At 75.1% G+C, this 23,290-nt stretch carries 21 protein-coding genes; 14 read left to right on the top strand and 7 right to left on the bottom strand.

Annotation, left to right across the window (positions count from 1 at the left end):
- Genes DRV84_RS04070 through DRV84_RS04060 form a run of 3 tightly spaced genes read right to left on the bottom strand, consistent with a single transcriptional unit; the run spans position 1 to position 5,166 of the window.
- Positions 1–1,332 carry a TolC family protein gene (locus DRV84_RS04070; RefSeq protein ID WP_115978599.1) on the bottom strand — a complete coding sequence of 444 codons (1,332 nt, stop codon included), beginning with the start codon at positions 1,330–1,332 and terminating at the stop codon, positions 1–3.
- The gene (locus tag DRV84_RS04065; protein WP_158547743.1) at positions 1,329–2,132 is read right to left on the bottom strand and encodes a SapC family protein; all 804 of its coding nucleotides are present in this window, start codon (positions 2,130–2,132) and stop codon (positions 1,329–1,331) included. Before DRV84_RS04065 ends, DRV84_RS04070 begins: the two co-directional genes overlap by 4 nt.
- Before the next feature lie 52 nt (positions 2,133–2,184).
- Positions 2,185–5,166, bottom strand: coding sequence for an Ig-like domain-containing protein (locus tag DRV84_RS04060; RefSeq protein ID WP_115978597.1), 2,982 nt, complete (start codon positions 5,164–5,166; stop codon positions 2,185–2,187).
- A 259-nt stretch (positions 5,167–5,425) separates the two neighbouring features.
- On the opposite strand from DRV84_RS04060, the gene DRV84_RS04055 reads away from it, so the two are divergent.
- Entirely contained in the window at positions 5,426–7,486 is a 2,061-nt protein-coding gene (locus tag DRV84_RS04055; protein WP_115978596.1) for a calcium-binding protein, read from the top strand.
- Positions 7,487–7,606: 120 nt separating this feature from the next.
- Here the strand turns inward: DRV84_RS04055 and DRV84_RS04050 are convergent, their stop codons facing one another.
- Genes DRV84_RS04050 through DRV84_RS04035 form a run of 4 tightly spaced genes read right to left on the bottom strand, consistent with a single transcriptional unit; the run spans position 7,607 to position 11,379 of the window.
- Positions 7,607–8,422 (bottom strand): heme ABC transporter ATP-binding protein, encoded by an 816-nt coding sequence (locus DRV84_RS04050; RefSeq protein ID WP_115978595.1) that lies wholly within the window; start codon positions 8,420–8,422, stop codon positions 7,607–7,609.
- Positions 8,423–8,430: 8 nt separating this feature from the next.
- A complete protein-coding gene (locus DRV84_RS04045; protein ID WP_115978594.1) occupies positions 8,431–9,501 on the bottom strand; it encodes a FecCD family ABC transporter permease in 1,071 nt (356 codons plus the stop codon).
- A gap of 4 nt (positions 9,502–9,505) precedes the next feature.
- Positions 9,506–10,336 carry a heme/hemin ABC transporter substrate-binding protein gene (locus tag DRV84_RS04040; RefSeq protein ID WP_115978593.1) on the bottom strand — a complete coding sequence of 277 codons (831 nt, stop codon included), beginning with the start codon at positions 10,334–10,336 and terminating at the stop codon, positions 9,506–9,508.
- Positions 10,333–11,379: a hemin-degrading factor gene (locus DRV84_RS04035; protein ID WP_115978592.1), complete on the bottom strand. Its 1,047-nt coding sequence runs from the start codon at positions 11,377–11,379 to the stop codon at positions 10,333–10,335. The genes DRV84_RS04040 and DRV84_RS04035 overlap by 4 nt, the downstream gene beginning before the upstream one ends.
- A gap of 169 nt (positions 11,380–11,548) precedes the next feature.
- Between DRV84_RS04035 and DRV84_RS04030 the strand changes: the two genes are divergently transcribed.
- The 13 genes from DRV84_RS04030 to glnT all read left to right on the top strand — a co-directional run bounded on the left by DRV84_RS04030 (position 11,549) and on the right by glnT (position 23,237).
- Positions 11,549–13,666, top strand: a complete 2,118-nt coding sequence (locus DRV84_RS04030) for a TonB-dependent receptor domain-containing protein (RefSeq protein ID WP_115978591.1) — start codon at positions 11,549–11,551, stop codon at positions 13,664–13,666.
- 31 nt (positions 13,667–13,697) lie between these two features.
- Positions 13,698–13,877: a hemin uptake protein HemP gene (hemP, locus tag DRV84_RS04025; protein WP_115978590.1), complete on the top strand. Its 180-nt coding sequence runs from the start codon at positions 13,698–13,700 to the stop codon at positions 13,875–13,877.
- Between the two features lie 20 nt (positions 13,878–13,897).
- On the top strand, positions 13,898–14,335 hold the full coding sequence (locus DRV84_RS04020) for a hypothetical protein (protein WP_115978589.1): 438 nt from the start codon (positions 13,898–13,900) through the stop codon (positions 14,333–14,335).
- On the top strand, positions 14,332–14,979 hold the full coding sequence (locus tag DRV84_RS04015) for a MotA/TolQ/ExbB proton channel family protein (protein WP_115978588.1): 648 nt from the start codon (positions 14,332–14,334) through the stop codon (positions 14,977–14,979). Before DRV84_RS04020 ends, DRV84_RS04015 begins: the two co-directional genes overlap by 4 nt.
- Positions 14,963–15,340, top strand: a complete 378-nt coding sequence (locus DRV84_RS04010; RefSeq protein WP_239994975.1) for a biopolymer transporter ExbD — start codon at positions 14,963–14,965, stop codon at positions 15,338–15,340. Before DRV84_RS04015 ends, DRV84_RS04010 begins: the two co-directional genes overlap by 17 nt.
- Positions 15,337–15,810 carry an ExbD/TolR family protein gene (locus tag DRV84_RS04005; RefSeq protein ID WP_115978587.1) on the top strand — a complete coding sequence of 158 codons (474 nt, stop codon included), beginning with the start codon at positions 15,337–15,339 and terminating at the stop codon, positions 15,808–15,810. Before DRV84_RS04010 ends, DRV84_RS04005 begins: the two co-directional genes overlap by 4 nt.
- A 238-nt stretch (positions 15,811–16,048) precedes the next feature.
- Positions 16,049–17,353 (top strand): TonB family protein, encoded by a 1,305-nt coding sequence (locus DRV84_RS04000; RefSeq protein WP_115978586.1) that lies wholly within the window; start codon positions 16,049–16,051, stop codon positions 17,351–17,353.
- A 65-nt stretch (positions 17,354–17,418) separates the two neighbouring features.
- Positions 17,419–17,802, top strand: coding sequence for an energy transducer TonB family protein (locus DRV84_RS03995; protein WP_239994974.1), 384 nt, complete (start codon positions 17,419–17,421; stop codon positions 17,800–17,802).
- 400 nt (positions 17,803–18,202) lie between these two features.
- Positions 18,203–18,793 carry a helix-turn-helix domain-containing protein gene (locus DRV84_RS03990; protein WP_338052671.1) on the top strand — a complete coding sequence of 197 codons (591 nt, stop codon included), beginning with the start codon at positions 18,203–18,205 and terminating at the stop codon, positions 18,791–18,793.
- Between the two features lie 151 nt (positions 18,794–18,944).
- A complete protein-coding gene (locus DRV84_RS03985; protein ID WP_115978583.1) occupies positions 18,945–19,838 on the top strand; it encodes a class II glutamine amidotransferase in 894 nt (297 codons plus the stop codon).
- On the top strand, positions 19,838–20,524 hold the full coding sequence (locus DRV84_RS03980) for a GltB/FmdC/FwdC-like GXGXG domain-containing protein (RefSeq protein WP_115978582.1): 687 nt from the start codon (positions 19,838–19,840) through the stop codon (positions 20,522–20,524). The genes DRV84_RS03985 and DRV84_RS03980 overlap by 1 nt, the downstream gene beginning before the upstream one ends.
- 2 nt (positions 20,525–20,526) lie before the next feature.
- Entirely contained in the window at positions 20,527–21,870 is a 1,344-nt protein-coding gene (locus DRV84_RS03975; protein ID WP_115978581.1) for an FMN-binding glutamate synthase family protein, read from the top strand.
- A gap of 35 nt (positions 21,871–21,905) precedes the next feature.
- Positions 21,906–23,237: a type III glutamate--ammonia ligase gene (gene glnT, locus DRV84_RS03970; protein WP_115978580.1), complete on the top strand. Its 1,332-nt coding sequence runs from the start codon at positions 21,906–21,908 to the stop codon at positions 23,235–23,237.
- Positions 23,238–23,290: the final 53 nt, after the last annotated feature.

The raw sequence follows: 23,290 nt of genomic DNA, 5'->3' as shown, positions 1-23,290 counted from the left end.
TCATGGCTCCGCCTCCGGCAGGTCGATGTCGAACACGTCGAGGATGTCGCCCGTCAGCGCGAGCGCCGCGTAATCGGTCAGCACGCGCTCCGCCTCGGCGCGGATCAGCGTCTCGCGCGCGCGGATGGCGTCGCGCCGCGCGTCGAGAAGGTCGACGAGCCGGCTCCGGCCGATGCGGAACTGATCGCGCACCGCCGCCACGCGCGCCTCCTGGGCGCGCACCGCCTCGCGCGCGGCGGCGATGCGGGCGGTGCCGGCCGCTTGGTCGCTGCGCACGACGGCGAGCGCTTCGCGCACCTCGCGGCGCAGCCTGTCGCGATCGGCGCGGGCGGCGTCGCGCCGCGCCTCGGCGGCGGCGACGGCGGCACGGCGCGCGCCGCGGGTGTCGAGACTGTACTTCAGCGAGAGGTCGAGGCCGATGTCCAGCCCGTCGCCCGAGGGCGCGCGGCGCCCCGTCGCGTCGAGCTTCACGGCGGGCGCGCGCCGGGCGCGCGCCGCGGCCAGCTCGGCCTCCGCCGCCTCGAGCCGGGCCGCGGCCGCGCGCAGGCGCGGGCTCTCGGCGACGGCGTCACCCGCCGCGGCGGGCAGGGCGGGCGCGGGGACCGGCGCCGGCAGATGCGCCGGCGGCGCGCCGAAGCTCCGCCGATACGCGGCGGCCGCCCGGTCCAGCCGCGCGCGCGCCTCCACGCGCCGGGTCTCGGCGGAGGCGATCCGGCTGCGCGCGACGAGGGTCTCGGCCCCCGACGCGGCGCCGCGTTCGGCGCGTTCCTCGATCCGCTGCGCGATCCGGCGCAGGCTGCGCAGCTCCTCCTCCGCGAGCGCCGACAGGCGCCGGCTGGTGATCAGGCGCTGGTAGGTGTCCACCGCCGCGAGCGTCGTCTGCGCCGCGGTCTCGATCTGCTGCGCGCGGCTTTGCAGGACGCTGGCCCGGGCCGCCGTGCGATCGGCGCGCGCGGCGCCGGCGTCGTAGACGAGTTGCGAGACGCGCAGGACGGGCGCGGTGTCGCGCGCGGTGACGCCGGCCACGCGCCTGGCCTCGGTGCGCAGGCCGAGGCTCACGTCCGGACGCAGGGCGCCGTCGGCCGCCGCGGTCTCGGCGCGGGCCGCGCGCAGGTCCGCCAAGCTCCGCCCGAGGGCCGGGGCGGCGCGCACCGCGCGCGCGATCCGTCGGCCGAACGGGGTGTGCGCCGCGTCGTCCGGCACGCGATCGGCGCCGAGCCCGGCGGTGCCGGGGGCGAGGCGGGCGCTCACGGGCGCGAGGTCCGGCACATCCGTGCAGGCGGCGGCCGACAGCGCGACCATGACCAGGGCGACTGCGCGGCGCAGGCTCACGGCTGGCTCCGCGCGCGGTCGTCCGAAAGCGCGGCGAGGAAGCCGGACAGGCCGTCGTCGGGCGGCGGCGATGGCTCGGGCGCGCGCGCGGCGGAGGCCTGCACGGCGCGCGCCATCCACGCCGCGTGCTGGAGCGAGACGCGATGCGCCTCGGCGAGGCGGAGCGCGCCGCTCTGCCAGAGCGCGGGGATTTGGCGGCCGTCGAGCGCCTCGACCCGCTCGGTATCGACGGCGAGGAGCCCCGCCGCGTCGCTCTCGTGCATTCCCGGCAGAGGCGACAGCGGCGTGAGCACCCCCTGCGCGTCGAGCGCCGCGCAGGCCTCCCGCGTCCGCTGCGCGGAGCGCGCCCGCGCGCGGAAGAAGTCCAGCACCTGCTCGAGCGGCGGCGCGGGGGCGGCCCCGGTGAAGAAGGGCTCGTCCGATGGGTCGTCGGTGACGAGGCCCGTGGTCTCGTCGACCATCAGCACCAGTTCGCCGCTCTGCGCCCCGGGCCGCGCGCTGAACGGATGGGCGCGCAACGCGGAGGGGACGTAGGTGCCCCGCCAACGCCCCTCCGCGGTCACGAAGGGCGTGGTGCCCGAGGCGCCGAGGCGGAGCAGCGCGACGGGCACGATCTCCTGCCACGCCGTTCGGCGGAAGACGAGGGGAAAGGCGCTCGCCGCCGGGGCGAGCTCGGCCATGACCACGTCGACGCAGCGCCAGCGCCGCGCGAACGCGTAGGAGGTGAAGCGCCGCCAGAACCGGCCGGCGTGGCGGGCCTGACTGACGGCGATCGGGGCTGGCGGCGTGGCGTCGGTCATCGGTGCGGCGCTTGGTCCAGGTTTCGGTCCGGCGGCGATCTCTTGCCGGCGGTCAGGTCGGCGTCTGGTCGGGCAGGATGATCGCGTCGGGGCGCAGCGCGGCGAGGTCGCCGATGCCCTCGAACCCGGCCATGACCGCGACGCTCGCATCGTCCGGGCCCGCGATCTCCGCGCGCGCGAGGGCGGCGTCCGTCCCGTCGCCGGCGAGCAGGTAGAAGGCGTCGCCGGCGGTTGTCCCCCCGAGGCCTTCGGCGGCGGCTTCCAGCGTGGCGTCGCGCGTATCGGAGAGGGCGGTGGTGAACACGACGAAGCCGGTGTCGGCGCCGAGGGCCGCGCCCCCCGCCAGCGCCTGCACCGTGTCCCCTGCGCCGCGGAGATCCGCGGCCCCGGTGAAGGCGATCGTGTCGGCCAGCGACGTGTCGCCGGTCGTGAAGCCGGTCACCGTGTCGGTGCCGTTCGCGGCCGCGTCGCTGTCGAAGACGACGATGGTCGCGCCGCTCGCCGAGACGTCGAGCGCGTCGTCGCCACCGCGTCCCTGCAGCACGGAGTCGCCCGCGCCGGCCGTCAGGGTATCCGCGCCCGCCGTCCCGATCCGGAGCTCCGTCGGGCCGCCCTGCACGTCGTCGCTGAAGCGCAGGGTGATCGGGCCGGCCCCCTGGTCGGTCATGTCGAAGCTGTACATGACCTCCCCTGCGTCGAGCTGGGTCCCGGCCGTTCCGCCGGTGAAGATGACGCGTCCCGTGGACGCGGTGTCTTCGTTCACGGTGAACAGATCGAAGTTGTCGTCGGCGCTCCCCGACACGTATTCCGCCTCCGCCGGGTCGAAGGTCATCGTGGTCTCGACGCCCTCGTTGCTGTCCAGCGTTTCGCCGGCGATGGCGCTCAGCGTCAGGGTCGCGCCGGTCTCCGCCGTGCCGGCGACGACGAAGGCCGCGGGCAGGTAGATCTCCACCTGCGCGCTCGCCGGCTCGGCGGCGCGGCCGTCGGCGTTGGTGGCGGTCGCGGTCACGTCGACGGTCGCGCCCGCGTCCAGCGAGTCGATCGTCGCCTGCCGCACCTCGAGGCGCCAGCTGCCATCCGCGTTCACGGGGGCCGTCGCGTTGAGGATTTCACCGTCCGGATCGCTTGCGACGACGGTCACCGCGCGCCCGGCCTCGATCCCGAGCGTCGTCCCCGTGATCTCCGGGGGCGCGGTATCGGACAGGTCCACCACCCCTCCCTCGCCGATCTGGTCGAGCGTGAGGATCGGCTGAAAATTCGACGAAAGCTCGGTCGTGGCGGTCGCCGCGATGCCGTCGGCATCCGTCACGCGGGCCTCGACCTGCACCGTCCCGGGGTCCGGGAGGGCCGCCACGCTGGCTTGCGGCAGCAGGGCCGACCAGGCGCCTGTCGCGTCGGTGGTGGCCGTCAGGTCGCCCACGTCGGGGTCGTCGATCGTGACGGTCACGGTCCGGCCCTCGCCGACGTTGGTCGTCCGCCCCGAAATCGTCACGCCGCCCTCGCGTTCGGCGACGTCGATGCGGTCGTCGCCGGCGATCGCGTCGAGGGTGATGGACGGGCCGCGGAAATCGGCGTCGATCGTCGTCTCGGCCGGGGTCGCCGGATTGCCGGCCGCGTCGGTCACCGTCGCACGGAGGGTGATTCCAGAGATCTGCGCGTCGGCCCCCGCCTCGGCCCGCAGGCTCTCGAGCGCGGATTGCGGCACGGTCACGGCCCAGGTGTTGGCGCCGCCCGCCTCCGCGGTGACGGTGTCGGTGTAGTCGGCGCCCGCGAAGCTCAGCGTGACCGTCTGCCCGGCGCCGGCCGACGTGGTCCCGGTGACGGTCAGCCCGTCGGCGTCGGTCGCGTCAGCGAGGCCGATCACGTCGTCGCCCGAGATGGTGTCGATCTCGATTTCGGGGGCGGCGAGATCCGCGTCGAAAGTGGCGGTCGCCGGGGTGTCCGCAGGGTTGCCCGCCGCGTCGGCGACCGTGGCCTCGACGGTGACCGCGTCGCCGTCCGACAGGCCGGCGAGGTCCTCCGGCGCGATCTCGGCGCTCCAGGCGCCCGCGGCGACCGTCGCGGTGACCTCGGCCAATTGCCCGGACGCGGTGCCGAGGGTCAGCGTCACCGTCTGGCCGTCTTCCGCATCGGTCGTCCCGCTGATCGTGAGGCCGGCGTCCCGCTCCGCGATGTCGAGAACACCGTCGGCCCCCACGCCGGTGTCATCGAGGGAAATGGTCGGGGGCACGGTGTCGATGCGGATGTCCTGCGCGACGCGGTCGATTTCCGCGCCCTCCGCGTCGCGCGCGATCGCTGTCACGCGCAGGTCGCCCTGCGGGAAGCCGTCCGGCGGCTCCGGAAAGACCCAGTCGCCCGCGCTGTCCGGGGTGACCGTCCGCTCGATCGTGGGTCCGTCCGAGCCGGCGAGGGTGACCGTGAGCTCCTCGGTCCCCTCCGGCGCCGGGCCGAGGTCGATGTCGCCGTTGGCGAAGCCGCCGGCGCTCAGAAGGCTGCTGTCGAGCACGGGGGGCGGGGGCGGTGTCGCGCCGCCGCCCCCGCCCGAGCCGCCGCCGCCACCGGCCGCGCCGCCGGCCACCGCCGCGAGCCCGCCGCCGGCGGCGATGGCGCCGCCGCCGAAGCCGCCCCCGCCGGCCGCTCCGCCGCCGGCGCCGGCCGTGCCCACGGCCTCCGCCGCGAGGACCTCGGCGGCGACCTCGACGATGCGGTCCGCCACGAGCACCCGGCCATCGGCGCCGAGCCGGACGTCCGCCGCCGGGACGGAGACGTCGACGCCGTTGGCCATCTCGAGGCGTGCGGAGCCATCGGGTTGCAACGCGACCCCCTCCACGCCGTCGATGCCGGAGGCGGTCACGAACCCCTCGCGCCCCTGCGCCGCGGCGAGGGCCGGCAGGGTGAGCAGGGGGGCCAGCAGCCCGGCGCCGGCGCGCCCGGCCGCCCGTGACCGCCGGGCGATCCACCTGCGGATGTGGGCCTTGCGGTCGGCATCGTCGGCGGACACCGGCGCGGGGGGGGCGGGGCGATGGGTCGTCACGGGCGGCCTCCTTCCATTCAGGGTCCGGCGCGCGCGGGCTGTGCGACGGCCGGGCGATCCGTGGTCGCGTCGCGCTGGAGGTCCGGCGTGTGTCCTGCGCCCCCGCGCGAAACGCGGCTTGTCCTCTTGTGACTCGCCAGCCGTTGCCATTTTCCTAAAGCGCGCCGGACTGTCCGCATTTTCGACACGGTTTCGTCCGGGAGCCGGCCGGGCGCGGCGGTCAGTCTCCCCTCCTGCGGCTTAGGCATGGGGGGCTGAGATGCGCTTGACGTTCGAAAACCGGGCGACGAGCGGCCGGGAGACGCTGGACACGGCCATTCGCGCGATCACCTCGGCCGAGGTGGACGGCGCGGTGGTCGTCTATACCTCCACGGGCGCGGTCGGCGGGCTGAGCGCCTACCACCTGACGTCGGCGGAGCCGCTTCGGCTCCATGATCGCGCCGCCTACGCGCCCGACCGCACTGGGCGCCCGGCGGAGGATCTCGCGGTGGTTCCCGGGCCCGGCGGGCCGGTCCTCCTCTTCGGGGGCTCCGACGGGGCGCTGACGGCCCGCGCCCTGCGGTCCGACGGGCGCTTCGCCGATCCGGCGCCGGACCTCGACCTCCCGGTGGGGCCGCGGACGGTCGAGCGGCTGGATTTCCGCGCGGAGGAGACGGGCGGCGGAGTGCTGGCGCTCGGCGGGGCGGGGGCGCTGCGGCTCTACCGTGTCGATGCCGCGGGCGCGCTCTCGGACCTCGGCGCGGTGACGGGTCCGGCGGCGGGCGCAGCGGCGGGCGTCGCGGTCGGGCCGGGGCCGGACGGCGCGACGGTCGCGGCGCTCTCGGACAGGGAACTTTTCGGCGCGCATCTCACCGACACGGGCGCGCTCGAACCGGTCGATGCGACGGGGCCGGGCGACGGGCTCGCCATCGCCGCGCCGACCGCGGTCGAGATGGTCGCGGCGCACGGCGGGCATTTCGCCCTCGTGGCGGCGGCCGGAAGCCAGTCGCTCTCCGTCGTGGAGGTCGCGGCGGACGGCAGCACCGCGGTCCGCGATCACCTGATCGATATGCGCACGACCCGATTCGGCGGGGTGCAGGATGTCGCGGCCGCCGAGATCGGCGGACAGGTTTTCGTGGCCGCAGGGGGCGCCGACGACGGCGTGAGCCTCTTCACCCTGCTGCCCGGCGGGCGCCTCGTCCATCTGGACAGCCTCGCCAGCGCGACCGGGGCGCGCCTCGACGACGTGACGGGGCTGCACATGACGGTCGCGGACGGAGCGCTGCACGTGTTCGCCGCGACCGAGGACGCGGGCGGCCTCGCCCATCTCCGGGCGACGATGGGCGCGCCGGGCGTGGTGCGGCGCGGCGACGGGACGCTGGACGGCGGGCCGGGCCGGGATCTCCTCGTCGCGGAGGGCGGCGACGCCACGCTGCGCGGGGGCGCGGGCGACGATATCCTCGTCGCCGGTCCGGCCGGCGGGCGGCTGACCGGGGGCGCCGGCGCGGACCTCTTCGTGCTGCCCGGCGGCGGCGCGACCGTGCGCATCACGGACTTCGAGCCGGGGACGGACCGGCTGGACCTGTCGGGCTTCAGGATGTTGCGCAACCCCGGTCAGCTGGAGGGCGCGGAGACGGACACCGGGGCCCGGCTGGCGTTCCGCGACGACGTGGTGCGGATCGACAGCGCAGACGGCAGGCCGATCGCGCCGGAGAGCCTCTTCAGCCCGGCGTTTCCGTGGCCGGATCGCATCGCCCTCGTGCCGCGCGCGCCCGACCCCGCCCCGGCGCCGGACCCCGCCGAGGTCCCGCCCGGCGCCGGCCCGGACGGCGCGCGGGTCTTCCGGATCGGCTCGGAGGCGCCGGAGCCCTGGTTCGCGGGGGCGCGCGCGACCGTCAGGCCGGACGACGGGTTGGCCTTCGTGGTGGACGCGGACGCCGAGGGCCGGATCGACCTCTCCGCCGCGGCGGGCACGCGCGGGCACGTCGAGATCGCGCGCCCGATCGCGAGCGGGGACCCGCAACTCGGGGTCGGGGACGCGCTCGACGTGCTGCGCCTCGCCGTGGGGCTGGAGCCGAGCTTCGGGCCGGCGCGCCCCGCCGACCGGCTCGCCGCGGATTTCGACCAAGACGGCGAGATCGGCGTGGACGACGCGCTCGACGTGCTGCGGGTCGCCGTGGGCCTCGAGACGGAGACGCCGCCGCAGTGGGTGATCCTCGACCCCGAGGCGCCGGCCCCGGACAGCCTGAGCGCGGGCTTGCCGTTCACCGTGTCGGAGACAGGCAGCTGGGAGCTTTCCGCGGCGGCGATCCTGACAGGCGATCTGGGCGCGGGCCTGTGAGCCGGCGGCGATCCTGACAGGCGATCTGGGCGCGGGCCTGTGAGCCGGCGGCGCGGACCGCCCGCATCGCCCCCGGGTAAAACGGACGCGGGCGGCAGGCCCGGTGCCGTCGTCGCGCGTTCAGCCTCCGGCGCGCGCCCCCGCCGCAGCGCCGCGTCTCTCCGGCACCGGCGTCACGATCAGGCGCGGCGGATCGCCCGCCGTCGTCACGTCGATCCGGCAGCCGTAGACGCGGGCGAGGCGGTCGGCGCGGATGACCTCCGCCGTCGGGCCCTCTGCGGCGACGCGGCCCGCTTCCAGTAGGACGACCCTGTCCGCGAAGAGCGCCGTCAGCGTCAGGTCGTGCATCACCGCGATCACGCCGCCGCCCTGACGGGCGTAATCGGCGGCGATCTCCATGACCTGAAGCTGATGCGCCACGTCGAGGCTCGCCACCGGCTCGTCGAGGAAGAGCCAGCGCGGCCCCTCAGGGCCCTTCGGTTCCCAGACCTGCGCGAGGGCGCGGGCGAGTTGCACGCGCGCCTGCTCGCCGCCCGAGAGCTCCTGATAGAGGCGGCCCTCGTAGCCGGCCAGATCGACCCGCGCGAGCGCCGCGCGGGCGCGCGCCGCCGCGGCCGCGCCGATCTCCCCCGCCGCCTCCGCGCCGAGGCGGACGACCTCCAGCACGGTGAAGGGAAAGGCGAGGCGCGCGAACTGCGCGAGCACCGCCCGCCGCCGGGCGAGCTCCCACGGGCGGAGGCGGCGCGGGTCGGCGCCGTCGAGGGCGATACGCCCCCCGGCCGGCACGTCGCCGGTCACAGCGCGCAGGAGCGTCGTCTTGCCCGAGCCGTTCGGCCCGAGGATGACCGTGACCTCCCCCGGCGCGGCGGCGAGCGAGAGGCCGTGCAGGATCCGCCTCTTGCCGAGGTGGACGGTGATGTCGTGCGCTTCCAGCATCGCGCGCCTCAGAGGTCCACGACGCCGCGCCTGCGCAGCAGGATCCAGAGGAACACCGGCGCGCCCATCAGCGCGGTGACGATGCCGATGGGAAGCTCGGCGGGCGCGATGACGCTGCGCGCCACGATGTCCGCGCCGACGAGGAGCGCCGCGCCCAGAAGCGCCGCGTTGGGCAGCAGGTAGCGGTGGTCCGGCCCCGTGGCGAGGCGCAGGAGATGCGGCACCACGATGCCGATGAAGCCGATGCCGCCCGAGACCGCCACCGCCGCGCCGGTCGCCGCGGCGACCGCGAGGATGGCGAGGTTCTTCATCCGCTGCACCGGCACGCCGAGGTGCGCCGCCGCCGCCTCGCCGAGGGCGAGGCCGTTCAGCCCCCGGGCGAGCCAGAGCGTGCCGGCCATCGCCAAGAGCATCACCGGCGCCGCCACCGCGAGCTTGGGCCACGACGCCCCGGCGAGCGAGCCGAGACCCCAGAAGGTGAGGTCGCGCAGCTGCTGGTCGTCGGCGGCATAGACCAGGAGCCCGGTCACCGCCCCCGCGAGCGCGCCGAGCGCGATGCCCGCGAGCAGCATCGTCGCCACCGAGGTCCGCCCCGCGCGCGTGGAGACGCGGTAGAGGATCAGCGTCGCCGCCCAGCCGCCGAGGAAGGCGGCGATCGGCACCGTGTAGATGCCGGCGAGCGCGGCGAGCGCCGGGGGCAGGAGCCCGCCGAGGACGATCGCCGTCACCGCGCCCAGCCCCGCGCCCGCGCCGACGCCCACGAGCCCCGGATCGGCGAGCGGGTTGCGGAAGAGCCCCTGCATCACCGCGCCGGAGACGGCGAGCGCCGCGCCCACGCAGAGCCCGGTGACGAGCCGGGGCAGGCGGATCTCCCAGAGCACGACCTGTTCCTGCAGGGTGAGCCCGGCGCCGGTGACGAGCCGCCCGAGCGCCTGCGGCAGCGACACGCCCGCCGCCCCGGTGGCGAGCGCCGCCCAGGCGGCGACGAGCACCAGCCCCCCGAGCGCCAGCGTGGCGCGGCGCGCGCGGAGGCGGCGGTCGCCCGCGACGGGGCCCGTGGCCTCGGAGAGCGCGACCATCCCCTCAGCCCCCCGGATAGAGCGCGGCGTGCAGGTCGGCGACCGCCTCCGCGGTGCGCGGGCCGAAGCCGAGCAGGTAGAGCCCGTCCATCTCCACGAGCCGGCCGGCGCGGCCCGCCGGCGTCGCGGCGAGCGCCGGGTGGGAGAGGACGCCCGCGCCGCCGTGACCCTCGGCGCGGCCCTCCATCATCAGCACGACGTCGGGCGCGGCGGCGAGCACCGCCTCGTCGGTGAGCGGCTTGTAGCCCTCGAAGCCGGTGACCGCGTTCACGCCGCCGGCGAGGTCGATCATCGCGGCCGCCGCCGTGTCGCTGCCCGAGGCGAGGAGCCGCCCGCCCTCGGCCGAGAGGACGAAGAGCACGCGCGCGGGCGTCTCGACCGCCGCGGCGCGGGCGGCGGTCTCGGCGATCCGCGTCTCGATGCGCTCGGCGAGCGCGGCGGCGCGCGCCTCGAGGCCGAGCGCCACGCCCACCGCCTCGACCTTGCGGGCGACGCCGGCGGCGTCGGTGGCGTCGGGCACGGTGACGAAGGGGATCTCCGCGCGTTCGAGCACCGCGACCGTCTCGGGCGGGCCGGCGCCCTCCTCGGCGAGGATCAGGTCCGGCGCGACCGAGAGCACCCCCTCGGGCGAGAGGCGGCGGACGTAGCCCACGTCGGGCAGCGCCTCCACCTCCTCGGGCCAGCTCGACGTGGTGTCGCGCGCCACGACCCGGTCGAGCGCGCCGAGCGCGGCGATGGTTTCGGTCACCGATCCGCCGACGGAGACGATGCGCTCCGCCGCGCCAGCGGCGAGCGGCGCGGCGGCGAGCAGGGCGGCGAGGGCGAGCGCCTTCATGCCGGCGCCTCCACGGCGCGCGGCAGTGCCTCGACCATCGCGTTCCAGGCGAGCGGCTCGGCTTCCTTGCGCTTGCCGAAGCACTGGAGAATCAGCCGCCCCTCGGCGTCGAAGGCCTCGACCGAGATCGCGGGCCCGCGCTGCGTCGGCTTCCACACGCGCCAGACCTCGGCCACCTGATCGGCGCGCAGGTGCAGGTTGAAGCGCGGGTCGAGCACGTTCTGCCACGGGCCCATCGGCTTGATCGTCTCGATCTGCCCCGCGTGGATCTGGATGCAGCCCGCGTTGCCGACGAAGAGCATGATCTCGATGCCCTCGGCCGCCGCGCCCTCCAGCATGGCCGAGACGGCCTCGGGCGCCAGCGGCTCGGCATAGGGCGCGCCCGCGCCGCGGTAGGCGCCGAGGCGGTTCATCTTCAGCTTGGAGACGAGGCGCAGGAACTGGTGGGTGTCGGTCATCCGGTCCCATTCCTTGCGCAGGAGGTCCATCTTGTCCTCCCGGAGCTTCGCGCCCTCGGGCGGGGTGCGCGGTTCGGCGGCGAAATCGCGGCTTTCGTCGCCGGTGGCGAGCGCCGCGACCAGCCGCTCGAAGGCCGCGACGTCCGAGGCGGGCTTCAGGTGGACCTTGTGCACCGCGTCGCCCGCGGCGTCGAAGACCTGCAGGCTGCGCTTCACGCCGCTCTCGCCCTCCTCGACGACGGCGAAGGCGTGCGCCCAATGCTTCGGAAACATCCGCAGGTCGATCTCGGGGCCGAGCACCATCGTGGCGTGATCGCCCGGGTGATACTCCTGATACTGCCCGATGCGCTCGTGCACCGCGCTGTCGTTGCGCGTCAGCGCCATCACCTCGCCGAGCGTGGCGACGGCGGGCATCAGGTCGTTCGGGTGCGGTGCGAGGCGCGTCGCGCCGCGCCCCACGGCGGCGGCGACCAGCGCGCCCTCGGAGACGCCGAGCGACGTGGCGAGATCGCGCGCGCGGCGGTCCGGGCGCGCGGCCTTCGCCTCCAGCAGCGCATCGGGGGTCAGGGCATCGGTGAGCGGCATGATCGGTCCCTCCTGTGCGGCGTGGCGTGAGGCTGCGCCGAAATTACTTGACTGCTTCCGTCGGGATTCTTAAAGCTCCATTCCTGACACATCAAGTCGGAAATCACGTCCCGGCCGCGCCAGCCTCCCGCCAGCCGCCGCCGCGGACAGCCAAAGAAGGGGATGGGACATGCGATCTGGCGGGGGGTGCAGAGTGCGCCTGATCTGCGGCGCCGCGGCGGCGGCGCTTCTGGCGGGCGAGAGCGCGGCGCAGGAGGCCACGGGGGCGACGCCGCTCGGGCGGCTGGTCCTCGGCGCGGGCGCCGAGAAGGTGGCGATCGACACGCCGCAGGCGGTCACCGTGCTCGAGCAGGAGGACATCGACCGCGAACAGCCGCGCACGGCGGGCGATCTCTTCGACAGCGTGCCGGGCGTGCAGGCCGGCGGCTCCAGCCGCGTCACGGGCGAGACCTTCAACATCCGCGGCATCGGCAACGCCGAACCGGCGAGCCAGTCGCGCGTCGTCGTCAACGTGGACGGCACGCCGAAGTTCTTCGAGCAGTACCGCACCGGCACCTTCTTCGGCGATCCCGCGCTCTACAAGCGGGTGGAGGTGCTGCGCGGGCCGGCCTCCTCGACGCTCTACGGCTCGGGCGCGATCGGGGGCGTCATCAATTTCACCACCAAGGACGCCGCCGACTTCCTCGCGCCGGGCGAGACGGGCGCGCTGCGCTTCTCGGGCGACTACGCCTCGAACGGCGACGGCGCGGGGGGCGGCGTGATCTTCGCCACGCGCCCGCGCGAGGGGGCGGAGTTCCTCTTCGCGCTCAACCGCGACACCTCCGGCGACATCGAGGACGGCGACGGCGCGACGCTCCCGGGCACGGACTTCGACCGCCTGTCGGGGCTCGTGAAGGGCACCTTCCGCTTCGGCGAGGTGCAGGATCAGGCGCTGCGCCTCTCCTATTCGCGCACCGAGGGGGATCAGGAGGATACTACTGTAGACCAGACCGGCGGGTCGATTGGCTTCTCTGGAACTGCCGATTTCAAGACGCGCGACGAGACCGCGGTGGTCGCCTATTCCCACGCGGGGGCCGGCAACCCGTGGCTCGACCTGGAGGTCACGCTTTCCTGGTCCGACACCGAGGTGGTGAAGGACGACTTCTCCAACGCTTTCGCCTGCGGTCTGGGCCGCGCGCAGATTCTCTGCGACAACGAGGCGGCCTACGAGACGGTGACGCTGAAGGCCGAGAACACCGTCGCCTTCGGCGGCGGCGCCTGGGAGAATTACCTGACGTTCGGCGCGCAGCTCTCCGAGCAGGAGCGCACCGCGACGAGCAGCGAAGGCCCCATGGACTTCCACCCCGAGGGCACGGACACGCGCGCCGCGCTCTACGCGCAGGGCGAGTTCATCCACGAGAGCGGCCTGACGCTGATCCCCGGTCTGCGCCTCGAGCGCATCGAGCAGGAGCCGGGCGCCGCGGCCGCCGCCGCGGGCGGGCAGGACGAAAGCTTCACCGCCGTCTCGCCCAAGATCGCGGCGCTCTACGAGGTGAACGAGCGCTGGTCGGTCTTCGGATCGCTCGCGCGGACCGAGCGGGCGCCGACGCTGGACGAGCTCTATTCGACGCAGGGGTCCACGCCCGTCCGCGGGGCGCCGGGCACCTTCCTCAGCGCGCGGCAGCCGAGCCTCGCCCTCGATCCTGAAACCGCGACGACCGCCGAACTCGGCTTCGCCTACGCCGGGCGGGACGTGCTGGCGCAGGGCGACAGCCTCGAGGCGAAGGTCACCGCCTTTCACAACGCCATCGACGACCTGATCGGCACCACGCCGCGCGCCACCGGGCCGAACCCGGCGCCCGTGCCCTATTTCTCCAATATCGACGAGGCGCGCATCTGGGGCGCCGAGCTGGAGGCGGCCTACGATGCGGAGCGCTGGTTCTCCCGCGCCGCGTATGCGCTCGTGCGCTCCGAGGACGAGGCGACTGGCGAGACGCTGACCGACACGCCGGCCGACACCCTCGCGCTCACCCTGGGCGGCAGGATGCCCGAGCACGGGCTGCGCTACGGCTGGCGCGGGACATGGGCCGCCGACATCACGACCGAGTTCGACGCGACGAGCGCCGACGGCTACGTCACCCACGACCTCTTCCTCGACTGGACGCCGGAGCGCGGGCCGCTCGAGGGGGTCACCGTCAACCTCGCGGTCGAGAACCTGACCGACGCGAGCTACCGCCCGAACCTGCAACTCGACGAGGCGCCCGGGCGCAGCTTTAAGGTGGCGCTCACCCGTGAGTTTTCCTGGTGAGCGCCGCACGCCAAACCCCAAGGAGGCGAGAATGAAGGACACACGCGACATCGCACCCGAAGAGGCGATCCGCCCGGACCCGAGCCTGCCGGCGCCCTGCCACGACGCGCTGACGCTCACCGGCGGCGGCACGCTGGCGAAGATCGCGCTCGGCGATCAGGTCTACACGCTGCGCATCACGCAGGCGCGCAAGCTCATCCTGACCAAGTGACCCGGCCGGAGGGCAGCCCCATGCAAGCCAGACGAGGCATCGCGGCCCTCTGCGCGGCCGCGGCGCTCGCCGCCCCGCCACCGGCCGCGGCGGCGGAGGAGGAGATCGGCGCGCGCCTCTCGATCGAGCTCAACACGGCGCGCAGCGTCGAGGGCGACTGCGAGCTCAGTTTCCTCGCGATCAACGGCCATGCGCGCGACGTCGAGGCGGCGGTCTTCGAGGCGGTGCTCTTCGACGCCGAGGGCCGGGTGGAGCGGCTGACGCTGCTCGACTTCGGCGCGCTCCCGGCGGGCCGGCCGCGCGTGCGCCAGTTCGTGCTGCCCGAGACCACCTGCGAGGGGCTGGGCGAGGTGCTCTTCAACGGCGCGACGGAGTGCGCGGTGGGCGATCTCGGCCCCGCGGCCTGCACCGACGGGCTGGAACTGCGCAGCCGCGCCGACATCGGGGTGATCGGATGATCGGCCGGCTGCGCGAGGCGCTGGCCCAGGCGGTCGAGCTCGGCGGGCCGGTCGTGGTGATCCTGCTCGCCGTCTCCGTGGCGAGCGCGGCGGTCGTCCTCTACAAGCTCTGGCAGTTCGCCGCCTCCGGCGTCGGACGGCACGGCGAGATCGCGCGCGCCGTCGCCGCCTGGGACGCGGGCGATCCCGACCGGGCCCGGCGCGAACTCTCCGCGGCGCGCAGCTACCTGCGCCCGGTGCTCGGCCTCGCGCTCGACGGCCCCCGCGACGCCGCCCGCCTCGAGGCCGAGGCGGAGGCCGGTTTCGCCCGGCTCGAGCGGGGCTTTCGCTTTCTCGACACGGTGGCGCAGCTCGCGCCGCTGCTCGGGCTCTTCGGGACGGTGCTCGGCATGATCTCGGCCTTTCAGGCGCTGCAGGATGCGGGCGCGCAGGTCGATCCCTCGGTGCTCGCCGGGGGCATCTGGGTGGCGCTCCTGACGACGGCGGCGGGGCTCGCCGTGGCGATGCCGACGGCGGCCTGTCTCAGCTGGCTCGAGGCGCGCATCGAGGCTGAGCGCGTCTTCGCCGAGCGCGCGCTGCGCGTGCTCCTCGCGCCGCGCGCCGGCGCGGTGCGGGAGGCGGAGGGCCATGTCCGTCCTGCGTGAGACCCGCCGCCGCCGGATCTCGATGACGTCGCTCGTCGACGTGATCTTCCTGCTGTTGCTGTTCTTCATGCTGACGTCGACCTTCACCCGCTTTTCCGAGGTCGAGCTCGCCGCCGGCGGCGCCCCCGGCGCGACGGCGGAGGCGCGGCCGCATTTCCTGCAGCTCGGGCCGGAGCGGGCGACCCTCGACGGGGCGCCGGTGGCGCTTTCGGACCTGGGCGCGGCGCTCCCGCCCGGCGACGGGCCGCGCCCCGTCCTCGTCGCGCTCCGGGGCGAGGTGACGGCGCAGCGGCTCACCGACCTTCTGGTCGTCCTGCGCAGTCTGCCGCAGGTGCGCGCCACGGTGCTGGGGCCGTCATGAGGCGCGCGCGGCGGAAACCGGCGCGCGAGCCGACGATCGCGCTCATCAACATCGTCTTCCTGATGCTCGTCTTCTTCCTCGTGGCGGGTACCGTGGCGCAGCCGCTCGACCGGGAGGTGCGGCTCGTGCGGACCGAGGGCCTCGACGGCGCCGCGCCGCCGGACGCGCTCGTGCTCCACGCCGACGGGCGCATGAACTGGCGCGGCGCGCCGGTGGAGACGCCGGAGGCCGCGCTCGCGGCGGAGGGCGGCGCGGTGCGCCTCGTCCCCGACCGCGACCTGCCCGCCGCGCGCCTCGTCGAGGTGGCCGGCGCGCTCCGCGCCGCGGGTGCGGAGCGCGTGCTGGTCGTGACCGAACGGGGCATGCAACGAGCGCCGGGCAGGGCGCCGGCCGGGGTGAGGCCGCGTGCGCCGCACGGATGTCGGCCCGGGGGGCGTGCGGGTGTCGTCATGGGCTGCGGGAGCGGATGAGCGCGGGACGGTGCGCAGGGCTCGGCGTCCCGGGACACGCGCGCGCTCCGCACGGAGCGGGCCAGCGGGGGCGGGGAATGTGGGCTCGGTTGCGTGCGCCATTCAGTGCACGAGCGGGCGTCCCGAGGCGCGAGTGCGACGCGTGGGGGGCGGCGCGACAGGTGTGGCGGCAGCCCGTTTTGCGAGGCTCGGCCAGTGCGCGCATGGTTGGGCGGCGCGGCGTGGCGGGGGCGTGCGCATGATCCCCGGCTCGCGCAGCGCCAAGGCGGCCGCGGCGGCGGTGGCGCTGGGGCTTCACGGCCTCGTCGCGCTCGCGCTCGTGCCGGAGACCCGGGTCGAGATGGAGGGCGCCTCCGGCGCGGCCGACGTGCGCCTCGGCACGAGCTTCGCCGACATGGCCGCCGGTCGCCTCGCCGCGCGTCCGCCGACCGAGGCCGCGCCGCCGCCGCCCGCGTCGGAGACGGCGGACGCGGTGGAGAGGCCCGAGGCCACGCGGCCCAATCGGGCGGATAGACCAACGGCCGAGGCGCCGCCGCCGGAGACGGCGGACGGGGTGGAGACGCTCGATGCCATGCGCCCGAACCGCGCGACTACACCGGCGTCCGGGACGGCGCGGGCCGCCCCTGCCACGGCGCATGTCGCCGCCCCGCAGCCGGCCGAGACGACGGCGGCGGAGGCCGCCCCCACGCCGCCCGCGACAGCCCGCGCGCGGGCGGCGGACGATGCCGCGCCGCGTTCGGAAGCCGCCCCCGCACAGAGCGCAGCAGAGGGGCGCGTGCAGGCCCCGGAACAGGCCAGAGCCGAGGCCGCGGAGCCTCCGCCCCCGCGCGCCGGGGCGACGGCGGCCGGGCGTCCCGCGCCCGAGGCGGCCCCGCGCCCTGACACCGCGCGGACGGCGCGGCCGGCGCCGGAGAGGGCCCCGCGCCCGGACACCACGACAAGGGCGCCCGTGACCGAGGCACTGCGCCGCGAGGCGACCCCGGCCGAGGCGCCCGCACCGGCGGAGCCTGCCGCGGCCGAACCGGCGGAGCCCGTCGCCGAGGAGGCGAGCCCCGCGGCGGTCGCCCGCTCCCTGCGTCCGCAGGTGCGGCGCCCGGAGCTGGAGACGGAGCCACGCGAGACCCGGTCAAACGAGACCGAGACGCGGCGCGCCGAACGGCCCGCAGCCCCGTCCCGGCAGGGCGCGGCCGAGCGCGACGCGCGGGCGGGCCGGGCCGACGGCCGGGAGCGGGCCGAGGCCGTCTCGCGCGGGGAGGGCGGCGCGGCGCAGGCGACCGGCAACGCCGCCGCGCGCAACTACGCCGGGGAGGTCATGCGCGCGCTCTCGCAGGTGCGCCGCCCGCGCGTCGCTGCCGCCGGCACGGCGCTCGTAGCCTTCCGCATCGCGCCGACCGGCGCGCTCGCGGGGGTGTCGCTCGCGCGGAGTTCCGGGTCGGGGCGGCTCGACCGGGCGGCGCTGACGGTCGTGCGCCGCGCCGCGCCCTTCCCCGCGCCGCCGCGCGGCGCGCAGCGGCGCTTTTCCATCGAGATCGCCGGGCGCTGAGCGGGGCGCTGCGGCGGGCCGCAGCGGGCACGTCGGCCTGCGCCGGGAGGGACCGGACGCGCCGGGTGCGGCGCGCGGTGCCGGCGCCCGCCGCGCCTTCGGACGATTGCCGCGCGGCGCGCAGCGGCGCTTTTCCATCGAGATCGCCGGGCGCTGAGCGGGGCATTGCGGCAGACCGCAGCGGGTACGGCGGCCTGCGCCGGGAGGGCCCGGACGCGCCGGGTGCGGCGCGCGGTGCCGGCGCCCGCCGCGCCTTCGGACGATTNACGGCGCTCGTAGCCTTCCGCATCGCGCCGACCGGCGCGCTCGCGGGGGTGTCGCTCGCGCGGAGTTCCGGGTCGGGGCGGCTCGACCGGGCGGCGCTGACGGTCGTGCGCCGCGCCGCGCCCTTCCCCGCGCCGCCGCGCGGCGCGCAGCGGCGCTTTTCCATCGAGATCGCCGGGCGCTGAGCGGGGCGCTGCGGCGGGCCGCAGCGGGCACGTCGGCCTGCGCCGGGAGGGACCGGACGCGCCGGGTGCGGCGCGCGGTGCCGGCGCCCGCCGCGCCTTCGGACGATTGCCGCGCGGCGCGCAGCGGCGCTTTTCCATCGAGATCGCCGGGCGCTGAGCGGGGCATTGCGGCAGACCGCAGCGGGTACGGCGGCCTGCGCCGGGAGGGCCCGGACGCGCCGGGTGCGGCGCGCGGTGCCGGCGCCCGCCGCGCCTCCGGACGATTGCCGCCGGGGCGCGTCCCCGGCATGCTGCCGACCACGCCGGCCGACGGTTCGGCGAAGCGGCGGGCAAGGACGGGCACGGGGGCAGGGCGGTGGCGCGACGGACGGCTGCATTCAATCAGGACCCCCACGGGTGGGTGCGCGACCGCGAGAAGGTGCTCGAGGTCGCCATCGGGCGCGAGGTGCGCGCCTTCCGCCGGCAGCAGGAGATGACCGCGGCCGATCTCGCGCAGGCGGCGGGGCTCTCCACGGGGATGCTCTCCAAGATCGAGAACGGCAACATCTCCCCCTCGCTCACCACGCTCGCGACGCTGGCGCATGCGCTCGGCGTGCCGCTCACCGCCTTCTTCCGCCGCTACGAGGAGACCCGGCGCGTCGTGCACACCCGCGCGGGCGAAGGGGTGGACGTCGAGCGCGCGGGCACGCGGGCGGGGCAGAACTACACCCTGCTCGGCCATCTCGGCGCCCACGCGGGCGGCGTGACGGTCGAGCCCTATCTCATCACGCTGGAGGCGGAGACCGATCTCTTCCCCGTGTTTCAGCACGAGGGGGTCGAGACGATCTACATGCTCGAGGGCGAGGTGGGCTACCGCCACGGCGAGCGGCTCTTCGCGCTTCGCCCGGGCGATACGCTTTTCTTCGAGGCCGACGCGCCGCACGGGCCGGAGGAGCTGCGCCGCCTGCCGATTCGCTACCTGTCGATCATCGCCTATCCGCAGTCCGGGTGATGCCTGCCTGATGGGCGATTTGCTCAAAATGTGGGCTCTGATACCCGCTCGCACGGCGGGCGACGCATCCCGGCATTGCCTCTTGGTGAAGAAAGTTTCCCAATAAGGGCGACGGCGCCGCGCGGCGCGATCACCAGTGGGGCAGGCACGCATGTGCGGAATCGTGGGGCTTTTCCTGAAGGATCCGGCGCTCGAGCCGGCGCTGGGCGAGATGCTGGCGGGGATGCTCGTCACCATGACCGACCGCGGGCCGGACAGCGCGGGGCTCGCGCTCTACGGCCCGCAGGAGAACGGCGTGGCCAAGATTACCGTGCAGTCGGACGACCCCGCGGCCTTCGAGGGGCTCGACACCGCGCTCGCCGAGGCGCTGGGCGGGCCGGTCGCGCTCTCGGCGGCGGGGAGCCACGCGGTGCTCCGCCTCGACGCGGCGCGCGCGGGGGAGGCGCCGGCGGCGCTGGCCTCCCTGCGGCCGGGGATGCGGATCACCAGCCGGGGCGAGACGATCGAGATCTACAAGGAGGTCGGCCTGCCCGCCGATGTCGCCGCGCGCTTCGGCGTCGCCGGGATGGCGGGCACGCACGGCATCGGGCACACGCGGATGGCGACCGAGTCGGCGGTGACGACGCGCGGCGCGCATCCCTTCTCCACCGCGCCGGACCAGTGCCTCGTGCACAACGGCTCGCTCTCCAACCACCACAACCTGCGCCGGCAGCTCGCCCGCGCGGGCGTCGCTGTCGAGACCGAGAACGACAGCGAGGTGGCGGCGGCCTATCTCACCTGGCGGATGCAGGAGGGCGCGAGCCTCGGCGACGCGCTGGAGCAGGCGCTCGACGATCTGGACGGCTTCTTCACCTTCGTCGTCGGCACCCGCGACGGCTTCGGCGTGGTGCGCGACCCGATCGCCTGCAAGCCCGCCGTGATGGCCGAGACCGACGCCTATGTCGCCTTCGGCTCCGAGTATCGCGCGCTCGTCGATCTGCCCGGCATCGAGGCGGCCCGCGTCTGGGAGCCCGAACCCGCAACCGTCTATTTCTGGACCCGCTGATGCAGACCCTCGACCTCGCGCAGAGCGATCTGCGCACGCTGAACGCCACGCTTCAGACCGCCGCGACCGCGGGCGGCAACGAGACCGCCTGGGAGGTGGTGAACCCCCGCGGCGCGCATGCGCTCGCCGTCGGGCTCGACGGGCCGCTCTCGGTCACCGTGCGGGGCTCCACTGGCTATTACTGCGCCGGCATGAACAAGCAGGCCACCGTGCAGGTCGCGGGCTCCGCCGGGCCGGGAGTGGCCGAGAACATGATGTCCGGCACCGTCGTCGTCGAGGGCGACGCGAGCCAGTACGCCGGCGCCACCGGGCGCGGCGGGCTTCTCGTCGTGAAGGGCAACGCGAGCTCGCGCTGCGGCATCTCGATGAAGGGCATCGACATCGTCGTCTTCGGCAACGTCGGCCACATGTCGGCCTTCATGGCGCAGGCGGGCACGCTCGTCGTGCTGGGCGACGCGGGCGAGGCGCTGGGCGACAGCCTCTACGAGGCGCGGCTCTTCGTGCGCGGCAGCGTCCGGAGCCTCGGCGCCGACTGCGTCGAGAAGGAGATGCGCCCGGAGCACCACGCGCTTCTCGCCGATCTGCTGGAGCGCGCCGGAGCCCCGGCCGCCCCGGAGGAGTTCCGCCGCTACGGCTCGGCCCGGCGCCTCTACAATTTCGACATCGACAACGCATCGGCCTATTGAGCATGAGCGACGACACCCCCCCGCGCGCCCGCACCGTGCCGGTGCAGTCGGCCACCTTCTCGCCGGAGATCAACGCCGAGATCCGGCGCGCCGCCGAGACGGGCATCTACGACATCCGCGGCGGCGGCGCGAAGCGGCGCGTGCCGCATTTCGACGACCTGCTGTTTCTCGGCGCCTCGATCTCGCGCTACCCGCTCGAGGGCTACCGGGAACGCTGCGACACCAACGTCGCGCTCGGCACGCGCCACGCGACGAAGCCGCTGGAGCTCGACATCCCGATCACCATCGCGGGGATGAGCTTCGGCGCGCTCTCCGGCCCGGCGAAGGAGGCGCTCGGGCGCGGGGCGACGATGGCGGGCACCTCGACCACCACCGGCGACGGCGGCATGACAGAGGAGGAGCGCGGCCACTCCCGCCAGCTCGTCTATCAGTACCTGCCCTCGCGCTACGGGATGGACCCGGACGACCTGCGCCGCGCGGACGCGATCGAGATCGTCGTGGGGCAGGGCGCGAAGCCCGGCGGCGGCGGCATGCTGCTCGGCCAGAAGATCAGCGACCGCGTGGCGGAGATGCGCACGCTGCCCAAGGGCGTCGATCAGCGCTCCGCCTGTCGGCACCCGGACTGGACCGGGCCGGACGATCTTGAGATCAAGATCCTCGAACTGCGCGAGATCACCGGCTGGGAAAAGCCGATCTACCTGAAGATCGGCGGCACCCGGCCCTACTACGACACCGCGCTCGCGGTGAAGGCGGGCGCCGACGTGGTGGTGATCGACGGGATGCAGGGCGGCACCGCGGCGACGCAGGACGTCTTCATCGAGCACGTCGGCCTGCCGACGCTCGCCTGCATCCGGCCCGCCGTGCAGGCGCTTCAGGATCTGGGCGTGCATCGCGAGGTGCAGCTCGTCGTCTCGGGCGGCATCCGCACCGGCGCCGACGTGGCCAAGGCGCTGGCGCTCGGCGCCGACGCGGTCTCGATCGGCAGCGCGGCAATGATCGCGCTCGGCGACAACGACCCCAAGTGGGAGGCGGAGTATCAGGCGCTCGGCACCACCGCCGGGGCCTACGACGACTGGCACGAGGGGCGCGATCCCGCCGGGATCACCACGCAGGACCCCGCGCTCGCCGCGCGCCTCGACCCGGAGGCGGCGGCGCGGCGGCTGAGGAACTACCTCAAGGTGATGACGCTCGAGGCGCAGACCATCGCGCGCGCCTGCGGGCACAATCACCTGCACAATCTCGAGCCCGAGGACCTCTGCGCCGTGACGATGGAGGCCGCCGCCATGGCGCGCGTGCCGCTCGCCGGCACGGACTGGTGGCCGGGCAAGCCGGGCGGCGGGCTCTGACGCCGCGGGGAAGGGCAGACCGAAAGGGACAGCGCATGACCACCGACCTCGCCGAGTTCGCCCGCGAGAGGGGCGTCAAGTACTTCATGATCTCCTTCACCGACCTGTTCGGCGGGCAGCGCGCGAAGCTCGTGCCCGCGCAGGCGGTGGCCGACATGCAGGTGGATGGCGCGGGCTTCGCCGGCTTCGCCACCTGGCTCGACATGACGCCGGCGCATCCGGACATGCTCGCCGTGCCGGACCCCGCGAGCGTGATCCAGCTGCCGTGGAAGCCCGAGGTCGCCTGGGTCGCGGCGAACTGCATGATGGAGGGCGAGGAGGTCGCGCAGGCCCCGCGCAACGTCCTGCGCCGCCAGGTCGCCGCGGCGGCGGAGCGCGGGCTCCACGTCAAGTCCGGCATCGAGGCGGAGTACTTCCTGCTCGACCCCTCGGGCGAGGTCATCAGCGACCCGCACGACAGCGCCGAGAAGCCCTGCTACGACCAGCAGGCGGTGATGCGGCGCTACGACGTGGTGCGCGAGATCTGCGACTACATGCTCGATCTGGGCTGGAACCCCTACCAGAACGACCACGAGGACGCGAACGGCCAGTTCGAGATGAACTGGGATTTCGACGACGCGCTCGCCACCGCCGACAAGCACAGCTTCTTCAAGTTCATGGTGAAGTCGGTGGCCGAGCGCCACGGCTTCCGCGCGACCTTCATGCCCAAGCCCGTCGAGGGGCTGACGGGCAACGGCTGCCACGTCCACGTCTCGGTCTGGGACACGCCCGGCGCAGGCGCGGGGACGAACGTCTTCGCCGACGGCGACGCGCCGGGCGACACGGGCGAGGTCGGCCTGTCGCCGGCGGGGGCGAACTTCCTCGGCGGGATCATGCGCCACGCCACGGCGATGGCCGCGCTCACCAACCCGGTGGTCAACAGCTACAAGCGGATCAACGCGCCGGTCACCCATTCCGGCGCGACCTGGGCGCCGAACACGGTCACCTGGTCGGGCAACAACCGCACGCACATGGTGCGCGTGCCGGGGCCGGGGCGCTTCGAGCTGCGCCTGCCCGACGGGGGCGCCAATCCCTATCTCCTGCAGGCGGCGATCATCGCGGCCGGGCTCTCGGGCCTTCGGTCCGAGGCCGATCCGGGCCCGCGTCTCGACATCGACATGTACGCCGACGGCCACACGGTGACCGACGCGCCGCGCCTGCCGCTCAACCTGCTCGACGCGCTGCGCGCCTTCGACGGCGACGCGGAGTTCAAGGGCGCGCTCGGCGAGGAATTCGCCGCCGCCTATCTCAAGCTCAAGCACCGGGAGTGGGACAGCTTCGTCTCGCATTTCTCGCGCTGGGAGCGGGAGAACGCCCTCGATATATGAAATGCGGCGAAATCGGGGCGCGCGGGGGCTGGCGTCGCCGCGACGGCTCGGCT

Source organism: Rhodosalinus sediminis (assembly GCF_003385555.1).
Classification (GTDB): domain Bacteria; phylum Pseudomonadota; class Alphaproteobacteria; order Rhodobacterales; family Rhodobacteraceae; genus Rhodosalinus; species Rhodosalinus sediminis.
Note: the sequence above shows the minus strand (reverse complement) of the source record. Positions and strands in the feature narration are given on the sequence as shown.